At 71.3% G+C, this 21,519-nt stretch carries 18 protein-coding genes; 4 read left to right on the forward strand and 14 right to left on the reverse strand.

The genetic code is table 11. From position 1 onward, the window contains the following. Positions 1-6: 6 nt before the first annotated feature. The 8 genes from murD to DC432_RS02525 all read right to left on the reverse strand — a co-directional run bounded on the left by murD (position 7) and on the right by DC432_RS02525 (position 8,710). A complete protein-coding gene (gene murD, locus DC432_RS02490) occupies positions 7-1,542 on the reverse strand; it encodes a UDP-N-acetylmuramoyl-L-alanine--D-glutamate ligase (protein WP_431739670.1) in 1,536 nt (511 codons plus the stop codon). Beyond that, complete coding sequence (gene mraY, locus DC432_RS02495; RefSeq protein ID WP_116536546.1) at positions 1,524-2,630, reverse strand: phospho-N-acetylmuramoyl-pentapeptide-transferase; 1,107 nt, start codon at positions 2,628-2,630, stop codon at positions 1,524-1,526. Before mraY ends, murD begins: the two co-directional genes overlap by 19 nt. Next, positions 2,627-4,039 (reverse strand): UDP-N-acetylmuramoyl-tripeptide--D-alanyl-D-alanine ligase, encoded by a 1,413-nt coding sequence (locus tag DC432_RS02500; RefSeq protein ID WP_116536547.1) that lies wholly within the window; start codon positions 4,037-4,039, stop codon positions 2,627-2,629. The genes mraY and DC432_RS02500 overlap by 4 nt, the downstream gene beginning before the upstream one ends. Positions 4,040-4,103: 64 nt before the next feature. Beyond that, positions 4,104-5,897: a peptidoglycan D,D-transpeptidase FtsI family protein gene (locus DC432_RS02505; RefSeq protein WP_116536548.1), complete on the reverse strand. Its 1,794-nt coding sequence runs from the start codon at positions 5,895-5,897 to the stop codon at positions 4,104-4,106. Between the two features lie 4 nt (positions 5,898-5,901). Then, entirely contained in the window at positions 5,902-6,546 is a 645-nt protein-coding gene (locus DC432_RS02510) for a hypothetical protein (RefSeq protein WP_116536549.1), read from the reverse strand. Next, a complete protein-coding gene (gene rsmH / locus DC432_RS02515) occupies positions 6,543-7,496 on the reverse strand; it encodes a 16S rRNA (cytosine(1402)-N(4))-methyltransferase RsmH (protein WP_108320659.1) in 954 nt (317 codons plus the stop codon). Before rsmH ends, DC432_RS02510 begins: the two co-directional genes overlap by 4 nt. A 98-nt stretch (positions 7,497-7,594) precedes the next feature. After that, complete coding sequence (mraZ, locus tag DC432_RS02520; protein WP_108320658.1) at positions 7,595-8,026, reverse strand: division/cell wall cluster transcriptional repressor MraZ; 432 nt, start codon at positions 8,024-8,026, stop codon at positions 7,595-7,597. Positions 8,027-8,329: 303 nt separating this feature from the next. Next, positions 8,330-8,710: a DUF3040 domain-containing protein gene (locus DC432_RS02525; RefSeq protein ID WP_108320657.1), complete on the reverse strand. Its 381-nt coding sequence runs from the start codon at positions 8,708-8,710 to the stop codon at positions 8,330-8,332. A 64-nt stretch (positions 8,711-8,774) separates the two neighbouring features. On the opposite strand from DC432_RS02525, the gene DC432_RS02530 reads away from it, so the two are divergent. After that, complete coding sequence (locus tag DC432_RS02530) at positions 8,775-9,857, forward strand: polyprenyl synthetase family protein (protein ID WP_116536550.1); 1,083 nt, start codon at positions 8,775-8,777, stop codon at positions 9,855-9,857. Positions 9,858-9,987: 130 nt separating this feature from the next. Here DC432_RS02530 and DC432_RS02535 read toward each other — a convergent pair whose 3' ends face one another. Next, the gene (locus DC432_RS02535; RefSeq protein ID WP_116536551.1) at positions 9,988-10,332 is read right to left on the reverse strand and encodes an Rv2175c family DNA-binding protein; all 345 of its coding nucleotides are present in this window, start codon (positions 10,330-10,332) and stop codon (positions 9,988-9,990) included. A gap of 149 nt (positions 10,333-10,481) precedes the next feature. Between DC432_RS02535 and DC432_RS02540 the strand changes: the two genes are divergently transcribed. Together DC432_RS02540 and pknB are read left to right on the forward strand one after the other, a co-directional pair. Continuing rightward, positions 10,482-11,483, forward strand: a complete 1,002-nt coding sequence (locus tag DC432_RS02540; RefSeq protein WP_116536552.1) for a lytic transglycosylase — start codon at positions 10,482-10,484, stop codon at positions 11,481-11,483. Positions 11,484-11,543: 60 nt separating this feature from the next. Then, positions 11,544-13,496 carry a Stk1 family PASTA domain-containing Ser/Thr kinase gene (gene pknB / locus DC432_RS02545; RefSeq protein ID WP_116536553.1) on the forward strand — a complete coding sequence of 651 codons (1,953 nt, stop codon included), beginning with the start codon at positions 11,544-11,546 and terminating at the stop codon, positions 13,494-13,496. 112 nt (positions 13,497-13,608) lie between these two features. Here the strand turns inward: pknB and DC432_RS02550 are convergent, their stop codons facing one another. Genes DC432_RS02550 through DC432_RS02560 form a run of 3 tightly spaced genes read right to left on the reverse strand, consistent with a single transcriptional unit; the run spans position 13,609 to position 16,607 of the window. Next, complete coding sequence (locus tag DC432_RS02550; protein ID WP_116536554.1) at positions 13,609-14,946, reverse strand: class II 3-deoxy-7-phosphoheptulonate synthase; 1,338 nt, start codon at positions 14,944-14,946, stop codon at positions 13,609-13,611. A gap of 9 nt (positions 14,947-14,955) precedes the next feature. Further along, a complete protein-coding gene (locus DC432_RS02555) occupies positions 14,956-15,669 on the reverse strand; it encodes a lysophospholipid acyltransferase family protein (protein ID WP_108317461.1) in 714 nt (237 codons plus the stop codon). A gap of 2 nt (positions 15,670-15,671) precedes the next feature. Next, the gene (locus DC432_RS02560) at positions 15,672-16,607 is read right to left on the reverse strand and encodes an ROK family glucokinase (RefSeq protein ID WP_116536555.1); all 936 of its coding nucleotides are present in this window, start codon (positions 16,605-16,607) and stop codon (positions 15,672-15,674) included. Between the two features lie 156 nt (positions 16,608-16,763). Between DC432_RS02560 and DC432_RS02565 the strand changes: the two genes are divergently transcribed. Further along, positions 16,764-18,590, forward strand: a complete 1,827-nt coding sequence (locus DC432_RS02565) for an AMP-dependent synthetase/ligase (RefSeq protein WP_165801163.1) — start codon at positions 16,764-16,766, stop codon at positions 18,588-18,590. Positions 18,591-18,733: 143 nt separating this feature from the next. Here the strand turns inward: DC432_RS02565 and def are convergent, their stop codons facing one another. After that, positions 18,734-19,225 (reverse strand): peptide deformylase, encoded by a 492-nt coding sequence (gene def, locus DC432_RS02570; RefSeq protein ID WP_116536557.1) that lies wholly within the window; start codon positions 19,223-19,225, stop codon positions 18,734-18,736. Next, positions 19,222-21,516, reverse strand: coding sequence for a MinD/ParA family protein (locus DC432_RS16695; RefSeq protein WP_243392989.1), 2,295 nt, complete (start codon positions 21,514-21,516; stop codon positions 19,222-19,224). The genes def and DC432_RS16695 overlap by 4 nt, the downstream gene beginning before the upstream one ends. Between the last annotated feature and the right edge of the window lie 3 nt (positions 21,517-21,519).

Genomic DNA, 21,519 nt, shown 5'->3' on the forward strand with positions numbered 1-21,519 from the left:
GTCTCCTCAATCGGTCGGTCGAGTCGCTCCGTCGCCCTGGCCCGCGATCCACGTCCGCACCGCGTCGGCGAAGCGCTCACCGCGGTCGGAGTAGGACGAGAACTGATCGAAGGATGCCGCCGCGGGAGCCAGGAGCACGGTGTCTCCGTCCCGGGCCACACCCGCCGCCAGTTCGACGACCCGGGCCATGACGTCTTCAGTCTCGGCGTGGTCGACCTCGAACAGCGGCACCGCGGGGGCGTGTCGCGCGAACGCCGCGACGATGTCTGCGCGTTCGGTGCCGATCACGATGGCCGCGCGCACGGACGCCCCGCGCTGTCGGACGAGGTCGGTGACGTCGACGCCCTTGAGCAGGCCGCCCACGATCCACACCGCGCCGGGATACGCCGCGAGCGACGAGGCCGCCGCGTGCGGGTTGGTCGCCTTCGAGTCGTCGACCCAGGTCACGCCGCGATGCGCGCCCACGACCTGGATGCGATGGGGGTCGAGGCGGAACCGCTCGAGCGTGTCGAAGATCTGCGCCGGCGTCGCGCCGAGCGAGCGCGCCAGAGCGGCGGCGGCGAGGATGTTGGCCACCATGTGCGGGGCGGCGAGTCCGCGCTCGGCCAGATCGGCGACGGTGGTGAGTTCGAGCGCCGAGGTCGCGCGCTCCTCGAGGAAGGCCCGGTCGACCAGGATGCCGTCGACCACGCCCAGATCGCTGGGCCCGGGGACGCCGAGGTCGAAGCCGATGGCGCGGGCGCCCTCGACCACCTCGGCGTCCTCGATCATTTCGCGGGTGGCGACGTCGGCCTTGTTGTAGACGCACGCGACGCGGGTGCGGGCGTAGACGCCGGCCTTGGCCGCGCGGTACGCGTCGGCCCCGCCGTGCCACTCGAGGTGGTCGTCGGCGAGATTCAAGCACACCGCGGCGTGGGGCGAGACGGCATCCGTCCCCTGCTGCAGGTTGAGGTACCAGAGCTGGTGGCTCGACAATTCGACCACGAGGGCGTCGAAGCCGCCGGGATCGCGCACCGCGTCGAGGACGGGGGTGCCGATGTTGCCGACGGGCGCGGCGCGCAGACCCGCCGTCACCAGCATCTCGGCCGTGAGCCGCGTCGTCGTGGTCTTGCCGTTGGTGCCGGTGATGAGCACCCACTCCGCGGGGCGGCCGTCGGCGCGGACGACCTTGTCGCGCACGCGCCACGCCAGCTCCACGTCGCCCCAGAGGGCGATGCCCCGCTCCTGCGTCCAGCGGATCACCGGGTGGTGCGGGGGGAATCCGGGCGAGGCGACGACGACCTCGGGCGCGAAGTCGGCCAGCTCGGCGGGGACGGTGTCGAGCGGACCCTCGTGCAGGCGCACGCCCAGCACCGGCAGCAGGCGGCCGTACTCGGCATCCGCCCGCTCCGTCACCACGAGCACGTCGGCGCCGAGTTCGGCGAGCGTGTCGGCGACCGAGAAGCCCGTGACCGACAGGCCCAGCACGGCGACGCGCAGGCCCTTCCAGTCGGCGTGCCAGCTGGTGAGGGTGGTGAGGTCGGTCATACGCGTGAGAGCCATTCGACGTAGAAGAATCCGATGCCCGAGACGGCCAGCAGGCCCGCGATGATCCACATGCGCACGACGATGGTGACCTCGGGCCACCCGCGCATCTCGAGGTGATGATGGAGGGGACTCATGAGGAACAGGCGCTTGCCCCTCGTGATCTTGAAGTACGCGCGCTGCAGGATGACCGAGCCCGACGCGATGACGTAGACGCCCGCGATGAGCACGAGCAGCAGCTCGGTGCGGGTGAAGATCGCGAGGGCCGCGATCACGCCGCCGATCGCCATGGAACCGCAGTCGCCCATGAACACCTTGGCCTTGGGCGCGTTCCACCAGAGGAAGCCGACGAGGGCGCCCACGAAGGAGGCGGACACGATCGCCAGGTCGAAGGGGTCGCGCACGGCGTAGCAGCCGGCCTGCACGCTCGGGTCGAGCACGTCCGCGCACACCTGCTTGTTCTGCCAGAACGCCATGAGGCTGTAGGCGCCGACGACGAAGATGCCCGATCCCGCCGCGAGGCCGTCCAGACCGTCGGCGACGTTGACCGAGTTCGAGGTCGCGGTGCCGATGAGCGAGATCCACGCGAGGTAGAGCAGCCAGCCGAGGATGGGCCCGAGCGCGAAGAACGACAGCAGCTGGATGTCGCGGAACACCGAGACGTATCCCGACGCGGCCGTCTGTCCGACGGCGTTGGGGAAGTTCAGCGCCACGATCGCGAACGGGACCGCGACGATGACCTGACCGGCGATCTTGCGCCAGCCCGAGAGGCCGAGGCTGTTCTGGTGCCGCACCTTCATGTAGTCGTCGATGAACCCGACGACGCCGAAGCCGAGCATCATCCACAGCACCAGCAGACCCGACATCGTCGGGGGGTTGTTCCCGGCGAACGAGCCGATCAGGTAGCCGACGATGGTGCCGAGGATGAAGATCGTGCCGCCCATGGTGGGCGTGCCGCGCTTGGCGCCGTGCGAGGGGTTGTGCACGTTCTCGGGCGTGCGGATGACCTGCCCCCAGCCCCACTTGCGGAACCACCGCAGGAACACCGGGGTGAGGAACAGGGTGAAGGCGAGCGAGATCGCCGCCGAGGTCAGCAGAGATCTCACGCGAAACGCTCCCCGAGTCGATCGCCGAGGTGACGAAGCCCCGCCGAGTTGGACGACTTCACCAGGACCCGATCGCCGTCGCGCAGCTCGGTCTCGAGGTAGGCGAACGCGGCGTCGGCGTCGGCGAAGAACACGGCCTCGCCGTCCCACGAGCCCTGCGCGATGGCCTCGAGGTACATGCGCCGCGCCTCGGGGCCGATCACGACGATCCGCTGGATGCGCAGGCGCACCGCGAGCAGCCCCACGCGGTCGTGCTCCTCGTCGGCGTACTCCCCCAGCTCGCTCATCGCGCCGAGGACGGCGACGGTGCGCTCGCCCGGGCCGGTGATCTGCGCGAGGGTGCGAAGCGCCGCGGCCATGGAGTCGGGACTGGCGTTGTAGGCGTCGTTGATGATGCGCACGCGGTCCGAGCCCATCGGCTGCATGCGCCAGCGCTCGGCGATCTCGACCGTCTCGAGCCGCGCGATCGCGTCGGCGGCCGCGACGCCCAGGGCGGTGGCGGCGGCGAGGGCCGCGAGGGCGTTCATGACGTGGTGCTCGCCGAGCACCCGCAGGGTCAGGGTGTGCGGTTCGCCGTCGACGAGCAGCTCGGCGCGGGTCCCGGATGCCGAGACCTCGACGTCGAGGGCGCGCACCTGGGCGCGCTCGCCCCGGCCGAACCAGCGGACGTCCTGTCCGCGCTCGCGCGCGATCGGCTCCATCGCGGCGACGCGGGGGTCGTCGGCGTTGAGGACGGCGAGACCGCCCTCGCGGGTGGCCGTGACCAGCTCGCTCTTGGCGTGGAAGGTCGACTCGATGCCGCCGAAGCCCCCGGCGTGGGCCATGCCGACCATCAGGACGACCCCGATGTCGGGGGTCACCAGGCCGGCGAGGCGGGCGATCGCGCCGGGGGCGCTCGCGCCGAACTCGCTGACGAGGTAGCGGGTGGCATCCGTGACGCGCAGCATGGTCAGCGGGGCGCCCACCTCGTTGTTGAACGAGGCGCGCGGCGCCACCGTCTCGCCCTCGACCTCGAGGATGCGGGCGAGGAGGTTCTTGGTGGTCGTCTTGCCGTTGGAGCCGGTGATGCCGACGATCTTGAGGTCGCCATGGGCGCGCACGCGCGCGACGACGTCGCTGGCCAGCGCGCCGAGGGCGGCGACGACGTCGGGGACGACGATCTGACTCACGTCGTCGTCGAGCTCGCGCTCGACCAGGGCGAGGACGGCTCCGCGCTCGACGGCGGTGCCGACGAAGAGGTGGCCGTCGGTGGTCTCGCCGGGCTTGGCGACGAAGACGCCGCCGGGCTCGATGAGGCGCGAGTCGGTGTCGACCAGCCCGGACACGAGCGTGTCGGGGGTGTCGTCGCGGCGCACGACGAGGCGCCCGCCGAGCAGGTCGGCGATGTGGGAGAGCGGGGTGGGGATCATAGCTGTGCGGACGCCCTTTCCGTGTCGCATTCGTTACCGAGACGAGACCGGCGTCGGCGGTGTCTCAGCCGAACTTGGGCAGTTCGGGGGTCGTGGTTCCCGAGGGGATGACGCGGTAGTTCTTGAGAACCTGCGTCATGGCCTTCTGGAACGCGGGGGCGGTGGCCGCGGACGATTTTACCGTCCGCGGTTCGTCCAGGTTGACCTCGACCACGTACTGCGGGTCGTCGGCCGGGGCGAAACCGATCATTGTCGTGAAGTACGCGTCGCCCTTGTAGGCGCCCGTGACGGGGTCGGTCTTCTCACCGGTACCCGTCTTGATGCCGATGCGGTACCCGGGGATGGCGACCTGCGTGGCGAGCGTGCCCTGGGTGGCCACGTTCTCGAGCATCTGCGAGACGGTGCGCGCGGCGTCCTCGGACACCACGCGCGTGCCCTGGGCGTCGGGCACGTCGGTGACGGTCCCGTCGGCCGCGGTGCAGCTCTCCACCAGCGACAGCGGCATGCGCACGCCGCCGTTGGCGATGGTCTGGTAGGCGCCCGCCAGCTGCGGCACGGTGACCGAGATGCCCTGACCGAAGGTGGTGTTGTAAAAGGTCTGCTTGTCCCACGACGAGGGGTCGCGCATGATGCCGCCGGACTCGCCGGGGAAGCCCACGGCCGTCTGCTGCGTGAGCCCGAACTTGTCGAGGTACGACACGCGGGTGTCGAGGGGGATCATGTCGCCGAACTTCGAGATGCCGACGTTCGAGGAGTCGATCAGCACGCCCGTGAGCGTGTAGGTGTTCGCGGGGTGCGCGAACGAGTCCGACACCCGCGCTCCCCCGGGCAGCGTCTCGCTCGAGGATGCCGTCACGGTCGTGCCCGTCGAGAACGAGCCGCTGTCGAGGCCGATCGCCGCGGTGATCGCCTTCATCGTCGAGCCGGGCTCGTGGGGGTCGCGGAAGGCGGCGCTGCCGCGCTCGGTCGCCGGTGAGGCGGTGGGGTCGTTGGGGTCGACCGTGGGGTACTCGGCGAGAGCGCGGATCTTGCCCGTCTTCGCCTCGACCACGGTGATCGTGCCGCCGAGCGAGCCGGTGTTCTGCGCCTGCTCCGCGATGAGCTGCTGCATGTACCACTGCAGGTCGCGGTCGATCGTGAGCTTGAGGGTGCCGCCGTCGACGGCGGGCTGCGTGACGACCTCGGTTCCCGGGAGCACGACGCCGTCGCGGCTCTGCTGGAAGACGACCTTGCCGTTGCTCGAGGCGAGGCAGGAGTCGTCGGCGCTCTCGAGACCCTCGAGCGGTTGTCCGTCACTGCCGACGAAGCCGAGCAGGTTGCCGCCCACCGCTCCGTCGGGGTACATGCGTCCGGCCTGCGGCGGGAAGCTCAGGAACGGCAGGCCCAGCGCGACGAGGGCGCGGTACTGCTCGGTCGAGACGCTCCGGGCGATCATGGCGTAGCGCGAGTCGGGGTTGTCGGCCACGGCATCCGTGACGGTCTTCTGCACCTCGGCGGCGTCCTGACCGGTGACCGAGGCGATGCGGGCGGCCAGCTCCGGCCACTCGGTGGTGATCTCGTCGCCGTCGTCGTCGCGGGTGGTGATGCCCTTCGCCGCGAGCATGGGGTCGATCTGGACGTCGTACCGGTTGACGCTGCTGGCGAGGGGGATGCCGTTCTCGTCGACGATCGACCCGCGCGAGGCGTACTCGACGCGCGAGCTCTGCAGACCCATCGAGAGGGAGTCGTCGACGTGTTCGCGGGCGTTGACGACCTGGATGTCGATCAGGCGCACCACGAAGGCGACCAGCACGATCAGGACGACGGCGAGGGCGATGACGGTGCGGCGGCGCGGGGACCGGGAGGCTGCTGTCGTCATGCGCTTATCGTGTCGCGGGCGTGGGCAGACCGTCGTTGATCGGCGGGGGTGTCGCCGATCCGGTCGCGGGCGCGGGGCCGTCGGCGGGCCGCGAGGGACCGTCGGGCGCGACCGCGGCGCCCTCGGCGGGGGTCGAGGCGGCCGGAGCGGCGGGTTCGGTGGTCGAGGCGGCCGGGTCGGTCACCAGCGGCACCCCGGCGATCAGCGAGTTGTTCACCGAGCCCCGGCCCTTGGCATCCACCGAAGAGGTGGTGTCGGCGGGCTTGTCCGAGCCGATCACCGCGCCGTCGCTGAGGCGCAGGTAGGTCGGCGACTCGTCGATCACCATGCCGAGCGCGGCGGCGTTCGCGGCGAGGTACTGCGGCGAGCTGAGCCCGGCGGTCTCGTCGTACAGGATCTGCTTCTGGTAGGTCAGGTCGCGCTGCTGCTGCGTGAGCGAGGCGATCTCGAAGGAGCTCTGGGTGGTGAGGATGCCGAGGCCCATCTGCACCAGCACGATCACCAGCGCGCCCGCGACGGCCACGATCCCGAACAGGCGGCGCGGCGCGCGGCGCCGAGCCGTCTGGGGGACGACGGTGAGCCGACGCTCGCGGACGGGGGTCGGGAAGTCGGGAAGGAAAGCGGCGTCGATGGCCTGGGGTGCACTCATGCGTCCTCCTGGATCCGCTCGGCCGCACGCAGGCGCACGGGGGTGGCTCGGGGGTTGGCGGCGCGCTCGTCGTCGCTCGCCAGTTCGGCTCCGCGCACGAGCAGCCGGAACTTCGGCGCGTGCTCGGGCAGCTCGACGGGCAGTCCTCGCGGAGCGGTGGATGCCGAGGACTCGGCGAACACGCGCTTGACGAGACGGTCTTCGAGCGACTGGTACGACAGCACCACGATGCGCCCGCCGACGCCGAGGACCCCGAGGGCCGCGGGGATGGTGCGCTCGAGCACCGACAGTTCGGCGTTGACCTCAATGCGCAGGGCCTGGAAGACGCGCTTGGCGGGGTGGCGCTCGCGCAGGACCGCGGCGGGAGTTGCCGCCTGCAGCACGTCGACGAGCTGACCGGACCGCTCCAGCGGGGCCTCGTTGCGGGCGGCGATGATCGCGCGGGCGTAGCGTCCGGCGAGCTTCTCTTCGCCGTAGCGCTCGAAGATGCGGCGCAGGTCGCCCTCGCCGTAGGTCGCGAGCACCTCGGCCGCCGTGACGCCGGTGGTCTGGTCCATGCGCATGTCGAGGGGCGCGTCCTGCGCGTAGGCGAAGCCGCGGTCGGCCACGTCGAGCTGCAGCGACGACACGCCCAGATCGAACAGGATGCCGTCGACCTTCTCGACACCGGCCGAGGCCACCGCGTCGGCGATGCCGTCGTACACGGTGTGCACGAGCGTGACGCGGTCGCCGAACCGCGCGAGCCGCTCCCCCGCGATGCGCAGGGCGTCGGTGTCGCGGTCCAGACCGATGAGCCGGGCGTTCGGGAAGCGCTCGAGGAACGCCTCGGAGTGGCCGCCCATGCCGAGCGTGCCGTCGACGAAGACGGCTCCGGGCTTCTGCAGCGCAGGACCGAGCAGCTCGGCGCACCGCTCGAGCAGAACGGGGGTGTGGATGTCGCGGATGTCCATGATGAGGGGGCCGGTCCTTCGGCTCTGATCCCCACCCGCATCGACCTGGCGCCGGGGAAGTGCGTCAGGGCGTGCGGCTGGGCATCACAGCCGGAGGGTCAGAACAGTCCCGGGATCACCTCCTGCTCCATCTCGGCGTACGTCTCTTCGTTGCTCTCCGCGTAGGCGTTCCAGGCCTCGGCATCCCAGATCTCGGCGTGGGCGCCGACACCCGTGACCACCAGTTCCCGACCCAGCCCCGCGTACGCGCGCAGCGCGGGCGGGACGGTGATGCGGTTCTGGCTGTCGGGCTTCTCGGCGCTGGCCCCCGAGAGGAACATGCGCAGGAAGTCGCGGGCCTGCTTGTTGCTGAGCGGGGCCTCGCGGATCCGCTCGTGCACGCGCTCGAACTCCTCGGTGCTGAACACGTAGAGGCAGCGGTCCTGCCCACGCGTGATCACCACTCCGGCGCCGAGATCGTCACGGAACTTCGCCGGCAGGATGACCCGACCCTTGTCGTCGAGCTTGGGTGTGTGCGTACCGAGCAGCATTCGGGCGTCCACCCCCTTCGTCCGGCCTGCGAAGTTTCCCCCACTTTACTCCACCACCCTCCACTACGCCATCGAAATCAGGGGTCTTCTGGGCAGACGCTCCTCCGTGTACTGTGTGCGGCACCCGAGATCGGCGTCCCCGCACCCGCGGAATTCCGCGCCGGCACCACCCCCGCGGGCCGTCGGTGGAGGGAAAGGGAGCGCATCGGTCGCCGAAGATCGATGGATGCCGACCCCCGGGCGCACGAAAAAGCACCGACTCCGAAGAGCCGGTGCTTGATCGACGAGGGGTGAGCTGCGGGGTCAGGGGCCTTCGCGGCGACGATCCCAGCGATCGTTCATGCGGTCCATGAACGAGCTGCCCGAGGTGCGGGGACCACGCTGCTTGGCGGCACGCGGGGGCGTCACCGCCGCTCCGCGGGTGGGGGTCACGGCGAAGATGACGCCGCCCACCATCAGGAGGAAGCCGATCACGCCGATCGCGATACCCAGGACGCCGGTGTTGAAACCGATCGAGACGCCCACGACCAGCGCGCCGAGACCGGCGAGCACCAGGATCGAACCGAGGACGATGTTGCGGTAGCTGAGGGCGCGACTGGGAGCCGACACGACATCGGTGTCGTTACTCATGAGATGGCGCTCCATCTCATCAAGCAGACGCTGCTCCTGTTCGGAGAGTGGCATGCATCCCCCTCTATTGTTCGATGCGGACGATTCTACGCGGGGCGTGGATCACTAGGCTAGGCCCGTGCCGACCTCCCAGGAACCGATCGAAGCTGTTTCCCAGCGACTCGACAAGTTCCTCTCCGAACAGCTATCGTACGCGTCCTCGCTGGGACCCGAGGCCGAAATGCTCACCCGTTCCGGGGCATCCGCCCTGCGCGGCGGCAAGCGTCTGCGCGCCCGCTTCTGCCTGACCGGCTTCGCGGCCGTCGGCGTCGCAGGCGACGTCCCCGACGAGGCTCCCCTGGCCGTTGCGACCTCGCTCGAGATCTTCCACGCCGCCGCCCTCGTGCACGACGATCTGGTGGACAACTCCGACACCCGGCGCGGTCAGCCCGCGGCCCACCGCGCGCTGCAGCAGGGCCACCGCGACGCCGCGTGGACAGGGGACTCCGACGCCTTCGGACGCTCGGGGGCGATCCTGCTGGGCGACCTGCTCGTGGCGTGGAGCGACGACCTTCTCGAAGAGGGCCTCGCGCTTTCGCCCGCCTCCGCCGCGGCGACGCGACGCGCGTACGCGCAGATGCGCCGCGACGTCACGATCGGCCAGTTCCTCGACGTGGCCGAGGAGTCGGCGTACACCGCCTACCCCGACGACTCGCACGCCGAGCGGGCGCTGCGCGTCGCCTCGTACAAATCGGCGCGCTACAGCATCCAGCAGCCCCTGCTGATCGGCGCCTCGCTGGCCGGCGCCGACGAGGCGCAGCACGACGCGCTCAGCCGGTTCGGCCACGACGTCGGCATGGCCTTCCAACTGCGCGACGACGTGCTGGGCGTGTTCGGCGACACCGCCGTGACCGGCAAGCCCGTCGGCGACGATCTGCGCGAGGGCAAGCGGACCGTGCTCGTCGCCTACGCGCGCGAGGCCCTCCCCGAGAGCGAGCGTCTGCGCGTCGACGCCCTGCTGGGCGACCCGGGCCTGGATGCCGACCAGATCGCCGACCTGCAGCGCGTGATCGTCGACACGGGCGCTCTCGATCGCCTCGAGCGCCTCATCTCGGGCTACGCGCACACCGCCGACGGCGCCCTCGAGGGCGCCCCCCTGCGCGACGACGCCGTGAGCGAGCTGCGCGCCCTGGCGCACGCGGCGACCCAGCGCACGTCCTGACCGGGCGCGCCGAGCCGCCCGGTCCGCCGCGTACGGCGAGGCCTCGAGCACGTCCGGCCGGCGACCCCCGGGCGTGGGTCTCAGGCCCCAGGCCCTGGACCTCGGGCCTCGGTCAGGCTCAGGCTCAGGCTCAGGCGAGGGTCGCCGCGACGCGGCGGACCTCGCTCTTGCGCCCCGCGAGCAGCGCCTCGATCGGCGCGAGACCGATGGTCTCTTCGGGGGTGAGCAGCCAGTCGATCGTCTCGTCGGGGTCGAAGCCCGCGTCGTGCAGCACGATGATCGTGCCGCGCAGCGAGGGCAGGGGGCGACCGTCGACGAGGAAGACGGCGGGAACCTTGAACACGCCGTCGCGGCGCGAGCCGACGAGGTAGTTCTCGTCGATCAGGCGACGGACCTTTCCGAGCGGCTCGTCGAGCAGCTCGACGAGGTCGGGGATGGTCAGCCACTCGGTCGCGTAACGGGAGTTCTCGGTCACGTTTCCACTATCTCACCCGGATCGATCGGCTCGCGCCGACGACCCGATCGTCTCACGCGTCACATTCGTCACATCAGCCTCACGCGTTGACATCCTCCCCGGGCCGTGTCAGCGTGTCGGGCAGTCGGAAGAACGGAAATCCCCCCACCATGCGACGACTCCCCTCCTCCCCCCGTCCCGTCCGCGTCACCGCGGACACCACCCGCCGCCGCACCGCGATGGTGTGGCCCGCCGCCGTGGCCGGCACGATCGCCCTCAGCCTCACGGGCGAGAACGCCGCCCACGCCGCGCCGCCGGTCCCCCCTCTCGCCGCGGTACCCCCCGCGGCCCCCCGCGCCACCGTCGTGGTCACGACCGCCGTCGCTCCCCCGGCGACCTACACCGTCCGCCCCGGCGACACCGTGTGGGCGATCGCCCGCGCGCACGGGGTCGAGACGGCATCCATCCAGGCGGCGAACGGGCTCGGCCCGGGCAGTGTGATCCAGCCCGGCCAGGTGCTCGCCCTCGGCCCGGCGGCGATGCCGGTCGACGCGCCCGCCCCCGCCCCGACCGCCGCGACGCACGAGGTCCGTCCCGGCGACACCGTGTCGGCGATCGCGCGCGCGAACGGCGTCTCGGTCGACGCGGTGCTCGGAGCCAACGGCCTCACGCGCGCGTCGATCATCTACCCCGGCGACGTCCTGCAGATCCCCTCGGCCGCGGCCGCGGCGCCCGCCGTGGCATCCGCCCCCGCCACCGCTCCCGGACTCGACGCCGAGCAGAGCGAGAACGCCCGCCTCATCATCCGCATCGGACGCGAACTGGGCGTCTCGGACCGCGGGATCGTCATCGCGCTCGGCACCGCCATGCAGGAGTCGTGGCTGCGCAACCTGGACTGGGGCGATCGCGACTCGCTCGGGCTCTTCCAGCAGCGGCCCAGCATGGGGTGGGGCACCGCCGAGCAGATCCGCGACCGCGACCGCGCGACGCGCGTGTTCTACGGCGGCGGCGCCGACCCCAACGGCGCGACGACGCGCGGACTGCTCGACATCCCCGGCTGGGACCATCTCGCCTACGCCGACGCCGCGCAGGCCGTGCAGATCTCGGCCTACCCCGACCGCTACGCGCAGTGGGAGTCCCCCGCCACCACGTGGCTGCAGGTGCTGGGCTGAGGCCGAGGACGCGGTGAGCCGTTGCCCGGGCTCACAGGGGCACCTCCGTAGACTCGACTCGTGAGCACGAGTCAGCAGGCCGACCCGCTGATCGGCCGTCTCGTCGACGGCCGGTACCGGGTGCGCGCGCGCATCGCGCGCGGCGGCATGGCGACCGTGTACGTCGCGACCGACCTGCGCCTGGAGCGCCGGATCGCGCTCAAGGTCATGCACGGCCACCTCAGCGACGACACCGTGTTCCAGAGCCGGTTCATCCAAGAGGCGCGATCGGCCGCGCGTCTGAGCGACCCGCACGTGGTCAACGTCTTCGACCAGGGCCAGGACGGCGACATGGCCTACCTGGTCATGGAGTACCTGCCCGGCATCACGCTGCGCGAACTGCTGCGCGAGCACCGGCGCCTCACGATCGATCAGACCCTGACGATCATGGATGCCATCCTGTCGGGCCTCGCCGCAGCCCACCGCGCCGGCATCGTCCACCGCGACGTCAAACCCGAGAACGTCTTGCTGGCCGAGGACGGTCGCATCAAGATCGGCGACTTCGGCCTCGCTCGCGCGACGACGGCCAACACCGCCAGCGGCGCCCAGCTGATGGGCACGATCGCCTACCTCGCGCCCGAGCTGGTCACGCGGGGCACCGCCGACGCCCGCAGCGACATCTACTCGCTCGGCATCATGCTCTACGAAATGCTCACCGGCGAGCAGCCCTACAAGGGCGAGCAGCCGATGCAGATCGCCTACCAGCACGCCACGGACTCGGTCCCCCGGCCCAGCGCCAAGAACCCCGGCGTGCCCGAGCAGCTCGACGAACTCGTGCTGTGGGCCACCGAACGCGAGCCGGGCGACCGTCCCCTCGACGCCGGCGCCATGCTCGAGCGCCTCCGCGGCATCGAGAAAGAACTGGGCCTCGCGCCGCAGGTCGCCCGCGCCGTCGCCGTGGGCACGGCCGGCGCCCCCACGCCCGCCGAGTCGCGCGAGCTGACCAAGGTGCTGCCGCAGACGGCGGCCGTCCCCTCGGCCACCGTCGACGAACCCGACAACGCCGCGCGGCTGCGCGCGCGCACCCGCAAGCGCTCGGCCCGCGGCGTCTGGGCGCTCATCGTCGTGCTGCTGCTCGCCGCGGGCGCCGGGTTCACGGGCTGGTACTTCGGCTCCGGCCCCGGCTCGCTCGTCGCGGTGCCCGACGTGTCGGGTCGCAGCTTCGCCGACGCGGAGCTGCTGTTGACCGAGCAGCAGTTGCAGGCCCAGCAGCAGGACGTCAACGATCGCGACATCCCCTCGGGCACCACGATCGGCTCCGACCCCTCCCCCGGCGAGCGTCTCGACAAGGACTCCGTCGTGACCGTCTTCGTGTCGATCGGCCCGGCCTCTCATCAGATCCCCACCCTCGGCGGCAAGAGCGCCGACGAGGTGCGCGGCATCCTGCAGGCCGTGTTCGTCGGCGTGGGCGACGACCCGGAACGGCAGTTCTCGGACGCGGGTGAGAACACCGTGATCGGCGCGTCGATCATCCCCCGCTCCGGCGGCGACGCGATCGCCTGCACCGAGGGGTGCACCGTGTACGAGGGCGACGCCGCGACCCTGGTCGTCTCGCTCGGTCCGATCCCCGACGTCACGGGCGAGTCGCAGAGCCAGGCCCAGCGCGCGCTCGACGGCGTCGGGCTCGCTTACAGCGTGTCGGAGCGCTTCAGCAACTCCGTGGCATCCGGGGTCGTCATCAGCATGGGCGATCGCGACGGCGGGGGCAACTGGCGGCCCGGCGACACCGTCCCCCTCGTGGTGTCGAAGGGCCCCGAGCCCGTGCAGATCCCCGGGGATCTGGTCGGCAAGTCCATCCGCGACGCCGTGAACCAGCTGCAGGGCCTGGGCTTCGAGGTGAACGCCGGCATCGACGACGGCACCCTGCCCCTCGGTTTCAAGTACTGGGACATCTACAAGGTGCGCGCGAGCAACCCGCAGCCGGGGTCGACCGCCCCGCGGGGTGCCACGATCACCCTGACGCCGACGCTCTGACGTCACGAGCCGTCGCCATCCGGCCCATCTCGACATCGGGTCCGCTCCGCCACCGCGGACGACGACGCCCCCGACCGCGACAGGTCGGGGGCGTCGTCCGTGGCGCGGGGCGTCAGCGCTTCTCGAGCTCCTCCGCGACGAGGAACGCCAGCTCCAGGCTCTGCCGGTGGTTCAGACGGGGGTCGCACAGGCTCTCGTAGCGGGTCGCGAGGGTCGCCTCGTCGATCTGCTCCGAACCGCCCAGGCACTCGGTGACGTCGTCGCCGGTGAGTTCGACGTGGATGCCACCGGGGTGCGTGCCCACGGAGCGGTGCGCCTCGAAGAAGCCGCGCACCTCGTCGACCACGTCGTCGAAGCGACGCGTCTTGTAGCCCGTGGGGGTGGTGATGCCGTTGCCGTGCATGGGGTCGGTGACCCACAGGGGGGTGGCGCCCGCGTCGCGGACGGCCTCGAGCAGCGGCGGCAGGGCGTCGCGGATCTTGCCCGCACCCATGCGCGTGATGAACGTCAGACGACCCGGCTCGCGCTCGGGATCGAGCTTGTCGATGAGGGCGAGGGCCGTCTCGGGCGTCGTCGTGGGACCGAGCTTGACGCCGATGGGGTTGCGGATCTTGGAGAAGTAGTCGACGTGCGCGCCGTCGAGCTCGCGCGTGCGCTCGCCGATCCACTGGAAGTGCGAGGAGGTGTTGTAGGGCAGCCCCGTGCGCGAGTCGATGCGGGTCATGGGCCGTTCGTAGTCCATGAGCAGGCCCTCGTGGCCCGTGTAGAACTCCACGCGCGTCAGCTCGTCGAAGTTCGCCCCGGCGGCCTCCATGAACTTGATGGCGCGGTCGATCTCGGTCGCCATGCTCTCGTAGGCCTGGTTCGCCGGCGTGCTCGCGAAGCCCTTGTTCCAGCTGTGGACCTCGCGCAGGTCGGCGAACCCGCCCTGCGTGAACGCGCGGATGAGGTTCAGCGTCGAGGCGGCGGTGTGGTACCCCTTCAGCAGGCGCGCGGGGTCGGCCTTGCGGGACTCCTCGGTGAAGTCGTAGCCGTTGACGATGTCGCCGCGGTAGGCCGGCAGCGTCACCTCGCCGCGCGTCTCGGTGTCGCTCGAGCGGGGCTTGGCGAACTGCCCCGCCATGCGGCCCATCTTCACGACGGGCATCGAGGCGCCGTAGGTGAGCACGACGGCCATCTGCAGGACCGTCTTGATGCGGTTGCGGATCTGCTCGGCGGTGGCACCGGCGAAGGTCTCGGCGCAGTCACCACCCTGCAGGAGGAAGGCCTGTCCGGCGGCGGCGCGCGCGAGGCGGTCGCGCAGGATGTCGACCTCGCCGGCGAAGACCAGCGGCGGGAGGGTCGCCAGCTCTGCGGATGCCGCGGCCACCGCGGCCTCGTCATACCACTGCGGCTGCTGCTTGATGGGCAGGGAACGCCAGTGGTCGAGGTCGGGAAGCTGCTGATTCACCCCTGAAGTCTACTGGCGCGTCGACGGCGCCTTCGCCGCCTGCGCGGTCACGAGACGGTCCTTCACGGTCGAGGCGTAGACGTCCTCGTAACGCTGCTCGCCGAGGCGCTGCAGGGCCACCATGATCTCGTCGGTGACCGAGCGCAGCACGTAGCGGTCGCCCTCCATACCCTCGAAGCGCGAGAAGTCGAGCGGCTCGCCGATCACGATGCCCACCCGTCCGACGCGGGGCACGCGCTGGCCGATCGGCATGACGGAGCCGGTGTCGACCATGACGACCGGGATGACGGGCACGCGAGCCTCGAGCGCCATGCGGGCGATACCGGTGCGACCGCGGTACAGCGTTCCGTCGGGGCTGCGGGTGCCCTCGGGGTAGATGCCCAGCAGCTCGCCGCGGCCCAGGACGCCGAGGCCGGTGTTGAGAGAGGCCTCCGAGGCCTTGCCGCCGGAGCGGTCGATGGGCAGCTGTCCGGTCGCGGTGAAGAACATGCGGGTGGCCCAGCCCTTGAGGCCCTTGCCGGTGAAGTAGTCGCTCTTGGCGAGGAACGCCATGCGGCGGTCGATCATCAGCGGGAGGAAGATCGAGTCCGAGAACGACAGGTGATTGCTGGCGAGGATCGCGGCGCCCTCGGCGGGGATGTTGCGCCGGCCCACCATCCACGGTCGGAACACGGCCTTGATGACCGGTCCGATGACCACGTACTTCATGAGCCAGTAGAACATCGTCAGCGCTCCTTCCCGGCGAGGTCGGCGACCCCGATCAGACCGGCGTCGTTGCCCAGGCGCGCGATCGCGAATTCCGCGACCGGACGTTCACCGTACCCCGGCAGCGACGTCTCGTACGCCAGCTTCACCGGCTCGAGCAGGTCGGAGCCGAGCTGCGCCACTCCCCCGCCGATCACGAAGACCTCGGGGTCGAGCACCGCCTGGAAACCGCCGCACGCCTCGCCCAGGGCCGTGGCGACGCGGCGCAGGGCCTCGACCGCACCGGGGTCTCCGGCCAGCACCAGGCGCGACACGGCCGGTCCCGGGATCGCGCCCCGCTCCGCCCGGACGGCGGCGAGGGCCGCGCCGATGCCGCCCTCGTCGGCGATGTCGTTGGCCTCGCGCTGCAGGGCCCGTCCCGAGGCGTACTGTTCGAGGCATCCGTTCTGCCCGCACCCGCAGGGGTGGCCGCCGCGCACGAAGCGCATGTGCCCCAGTTCGGCGCCGATGCCGTGGCCGCCGCGGAACAGCTCGCCGTCGGTGACGACGGCTCCGCCGACCCCGGTGCCCATCGTCAGCATGACCATGTCGCGCACGCCCCGGCCCGCACCGAAGCGGTACTCGCCCCAGCCTGCGGCGTTGGCGTCGTTCTCGATGGTGACGGGCGCGTCGAGGCGCTGCTCGAGGCGCGCGCGCAGGGGCTCGTCGCGCCAGTCGATGTTGGGGGCGTAGATGACGGTGCTGCGATCGCGGCTGATGAAGCCGGCGGCGGCGACGCCGATCGCGTGGATGTCGTGCGCCCGTCGCAGGTGCTCGGCCATGTCGACGACGGCGTCGACGAGGGCCGCGGGGTCGATGGGGGTGTCGACGCGGAGCTTTTCGATGATGGTCCCGTCGTCGTCGACGACGCCACCCGCGATCTTGGTTCCCCCGATGTCGATGCCGACGTTGCGCACCGCGCTCCCTTCCGGGCCGAGCGTGCCGCGCGGCCCGGGAAAGTCTAGCCACCCCCGACGACCCGCGCGGGGCGGGCGCCGTCCCGGGCCGCTCCGATGCATGCGGATAGACTCGACGGACCGTTCGACGTTCTTTCCGGTGCCAAAGGAGTTACCGTGATCCAGTTCGACCTCCCCCCTGTCGTCCCCGCCGATCCCGACGCCAACGCGTCCGATCTGCTCGCCGAGCGCGTCCGCGCGACGCCCGACCGGCCCCTGTTCGCCGTGCCCGACGCCGACGGGTGGCGCGACGTCACCGCCGCCGACTTCGAGCGTCAGGTGATCACCCTGGCGAAGGGCTTCGTGGCCGCGGGCGTTCAGCCGGGCGAGAAGGTCGGCTTCATCGCGCGCACCACCTACGACTGGACGCTCGTCGACTTCGCGCTGTTCTACGCCGGGGCCGTGATGGTCCCCGTGTACGAGACCAGTTCGCCGTCGCAGATTTCGTGGATCCTGTCGGACTCCGGCGCGATCGCGGTCGTCCTCGAGTCCGCCGAGCACGCGCAGCGTCTCGACGAGGTGCGCAGCGACCTGCCGCTCGTGCGCGAAGTGTGGAGCATGCACGGGGGCGACCTCGATCGGCTCGCGGCGAACGGTACGCACATCACCGACGAAGAGATCGAGCGGCGTCGCCGCCTCGCCAAGGCCGGGGACGTCGCCACCCTCATCTACACGTCCGGGTCGACGGGCCGCCCCAAGGGGTGCGTGCTCGTGCACAGCAACTTCGTCGAGCTCGCCCGCAACTCCGCCAAGGCGCTGCACGAGGTCGTCGAGACCCCCGGCGCCTCGACGCTGCTGTTCATCACGACGGCGCACGTCTTCGCCCGGTTCATCTCGCTGCTCAACGTCCACGCGGGCGTCAAGACGGGCCACCAGCCCGACACCAAGCAGCTCCTGCCCGCGCTCGGCACCTTCCAGCCGACGTTCCTGCTGGCCGTGCCCCGCGTGTTCGAGAAGGTGTACAACTCGGCCGAGCAGAAGGCCGAGGCCGGGGGCAAGGGCAAGATCTTCCGCGCCGCCGCGGCCACGGCCGTCGAGCACTCCCAGCGCCTGCAGGACGGCAAGAAGATCCCGCTCGTGCTCAAGGCCAAGTTCGCGCTGTTCGACAAGCTGGTCTACTCGAAGCTTCGGGATGCCATGGGCGGACGCGTCGTCTACGCGGTGTCGGGGTCGGCTCCGCTCGGTCCGCGCCTGGGCCACTTCTTCCGCAGCCTCGGCGTGGTCATCCTCGAGGGGTACGGCCTGACCGAGACGACGGCGCCCGCGACGGTCAACCTCGCCACGAAGTCGAAGATCGGCACCGTCGGTCCCGTGCTGCCCGGTGTCGGCGTGCGCCTGGCCGACGACGGCGAGATCCAGGTCCGCGGCATCAACGTGTTCCGCGAGTACTGGCAGAACTCCGAGGCCACGGCCGAGGCGTTCGACGGCGAGTGGTTCAAGACCGGCGACATCGGCGCCTTCGATGCGGACGGGTTCCTGGCGATCACCGGCCGCAAGAAAGAGATCATCGTCACCGCGGGCGGCAAGAACGTCGCCCCGGCCGCCCTCGAGGATCCCATCCGCGCCAACCCCATCGTGGGTCAGGTGGTGGTGGTGGGCGACCACAAGCCGTTCATCTCGGCGCTGGTCACCCTCGATCCCGAGATGCTGCCGACGTGGCTGGCGAACAACGGCCTGCCCGCCGACATGTCCCTCGCCGACGCGAGCGCGAACGACAAGGTTCGCGCCGAGGTGCAGGGCGCGATCGATCGCGCGAACACGCGCGTCTCGCGCGCCGAGTCGATCCGCAAGTTCACGATCCTGCCGACGGAGTGGACCGAGGCGAGCGGGCACCTGACGCCCAAGATGAGCATCAAGCGCAACGTCATCGTCACCGATTTCGCCGACGCGATCGAGGACATCTACGCCGTGCCGGTGAACACGACCAACGTGTCGCTCCCCTGATCCCGGATGCCGAGAACGGCCCGGTCCCCGCGGGGGCCGGGCCGTTCCGCGTCACCGGAGCAGGGTCTGCGGCGAGAACCGGACGTTCCGCGGCGGATCGCCCTGCTCTCGGCGCGGAAGCCCGTCTCGGCGACGCGACGGGGTCAGAACCAGTCGCTCTCGCGCACCTGACGCATCGCTTCGCGGCGCGTCTCGGCGGGAAGCCGCGAGAGGTAGAGCATGCCGTCGAGGTGGTCTGTCTCGTGCTGCAGAGCCTGCGCGAGCAGCCCCTCGCCCTCGAGCACGACCTCGTTGCCGTCGAGGTCGTGGCCGACGACACGCGCCCACGGGTAGCGGATGGCGTCGTGCCACAGGCCGGGGACCGAGAGGCATCCCTCCCCCACCGGCTCGGGCTCGCCGCGCGTCTCGACGAGTACCGGGTTGAGCACGTAGCCGATGTCGCCGTCGATGTTGTAGCTGAAGGCGCGCAGGCCGACCCCGATCTGGGGTGCCGCGACCCCGGCGCGACCGGGCAGCGCGACCGTGTCGAGCAGGTCCTGGACGAGGGCGCGGATGCCGTCGTCGATCTCGGTGATCGGCTCGCTCGTGGCGCGCAGGACGGGGTCGCCGAAGAAGCGGATCTGTCGGACGGTCATGCGGCACCCACCGGTGCCCGCAGGCCCTCGACCACGGCGGCGGCGAGCTCGCGCGCGGCCTGGCGCGTCGCGGGCTGCAGGTCGCGGAAGACGATCGCGCTGCCGGCCGCGATACGCGGGTCGTACGGCATCCGGATGACGGTGCGCACGCGCGAGCGGAAGTGCGCCTCGAGCTCGTTCTCGCGCACCAGCGGTGCACCCGGACGGCTGTTGTTCAGCACCACGACGGCGTCGCGGACGCGGGAGCCGTAGCCGTTCGTCTCGAGCCAGGTGAGGGTCTCGGAGGCCAGTCGCGCCTCGTCCACCGACAGGCCGGCGACGATCACGAGGGTGTCGGCGAGTTCGAGCGTCGCCCCCATGACCGAGTGCACGATCCCCGTGCCGGTGTCGGTCAGCACGATCGAGTAGTAGTGCGCGGCGACGTCGGCGACCTGGCGGTAGTCGTCGTCGCTGAAGGCTTCGGAGACCCGAGGATCGGAATCGGATGCCAGGACGTCGAGGCGGGTGGCATCCCGGGCCACGATCGACGAGACGTCGTTGTACCCGGCCATCTCGTCGTGCGCGCGGACGAGGTCGCGTACCGTCCGACCGTTGGAGCGGCCCACGCGGTCGGCGAGCGTTCCGCGATCGGGGTTGGCGTCGACGGCGATGATGCGATCGTCGCGCGCGTCGGCCAGCGCCATGCCGAGAAGGGACGTGACGGTGGTCTTCCCCACCCCGCCCTTGCGCGAGAGCACGGGGACGAAGCGCGCCCCGCCGCTCAGCGGCGTCGAGATGCGGCGGTCCAGCTCTTTGCGCTCGCGCGCGCGGCGACCGTCGCCGAGGTTGATGCGCTGCCGCGACACCGAGTACACGAGCTGCTGGAAGAGGCCCTCGGGTTCGGGACGCGCGATCTGCCGCGGGTCGAGCAGGCGATCAGCGGTGAGCAGGTCGCTGCTCTCGCGCTGGTCGTCGATCTGTCCGATGCGCTTGGAGGTCAACGCGACCTCGGGCGCGGGCGTGCGCACCCGCTCCATCGCGTGGGCGCGGTCGACGCGCGCGGCCTCGTCGGCGCTGCGTGCGGCCTCGTCGGCCTGCTGGGCGCTGCGCCGCGTGAGCGGGATCGTGCCGATGACGCCGGTCGCGGCGCGCTCGCCACGCGTCGCGGGCACCGGTCCGGTGGCCGGGGTGCGGGGGGCGGCGTCCGCGGGGGCGGGCGGGACCGAGGGAGCGACGGATCCGGCCGCGGCGCCGGCGACGTCATGCGGGGCCGCGACGACGGCCGTGCTTTCGATGGCCGGGGATGCCGCGCCCTCGTCCGAGGCGCCGGAGGGCTCGACGACGACGGCCGACGTCGCGGCGGGGCTCTCGACGGTGATCGGCTCGTGCGCCTCGGCCTCGTCGGCACCCGACTCGTCGGCGACCCGCGCAGCGGGCGCGGGCGTCCAGGGCGCGTGCGTCAGGGGCTCGGCGACCGCCTCGGTGCCGGCCGCGGCGTCGCTCGGGTCCACCGGCTCGGCGGCGTCGGCCTCGAACAGCTCGACGTCCTCGACCACGTCGAGATCGTGCAGGTCCGCCGCGCGGGCCTCGTCTTCGTCGGGCTCGGTTTGTTCGGCGTCGTGCTCTCCGGCGTCGTGCTCGGTGGAGTCGTGCTCTTCGGAGCCGTGCTCGTCAGCGGCGTGCTCTCGGGCCACGTGCTCGTCGGCGACGACGCGGTCGTCGAACCCCGGCTCGTCGGTCCGGACGACCTCGACGTCTTCGTCATGTGCGGGCTCGGAGGGCCCGTCCGCGTCCGATGCGTCGTGGAGGACCACGTCGTCGACCTCGTCGACCGCGCCGTGCGCGTGGGCAGCTACCGGCTCGTCGGCGTCTCGGGCCACGGCATCCGTCGGCGGTTCCTCGTCGACCACCTCGGCGTCGAGGACGTCGTCGAGGGTCTCGGGCTCGGGGGCGTCGTCATGCGGCTCGAGGATGATGTCGCCGGTCGGCAGCTGCTCGACGTGGTGCTCCTGCACCAGCTCGGACTCGTGCGCGGGGGCATCGTCGGCGCGGGGCTCGGCGTCGGCCGTGAGCGTCGGCGACGACAGCTCGCCGAGGGCGTGGTCGCCGGGGGCGGACTCGATCGGGATCTCGTCCTCGATCACGTCGTCGTCGATGTCGTCGTCGCCGGACGTCACCGGCAGGTCGACGCTGACCTGGGCGATGTGCCCTCCGAGGATCGTGATGCTCGCCGTGTCGAGGTTCCCGCTCTCATCGAGCACGCCGTGCTCGGCGCCGTCGTCGGGGGTCGCGTCGGTGCGGTCGGGGGTCACTGC

The sequence above is a fragment of the Microbacterium testaceum genome (assembly GCF_003075375.1).
GTDB lineage: Bacteria > Actinomycetota > Actinomycetes > Actinomycetales > Microbacteriaceae > Microbacterium > Microbacterium testaceum_E.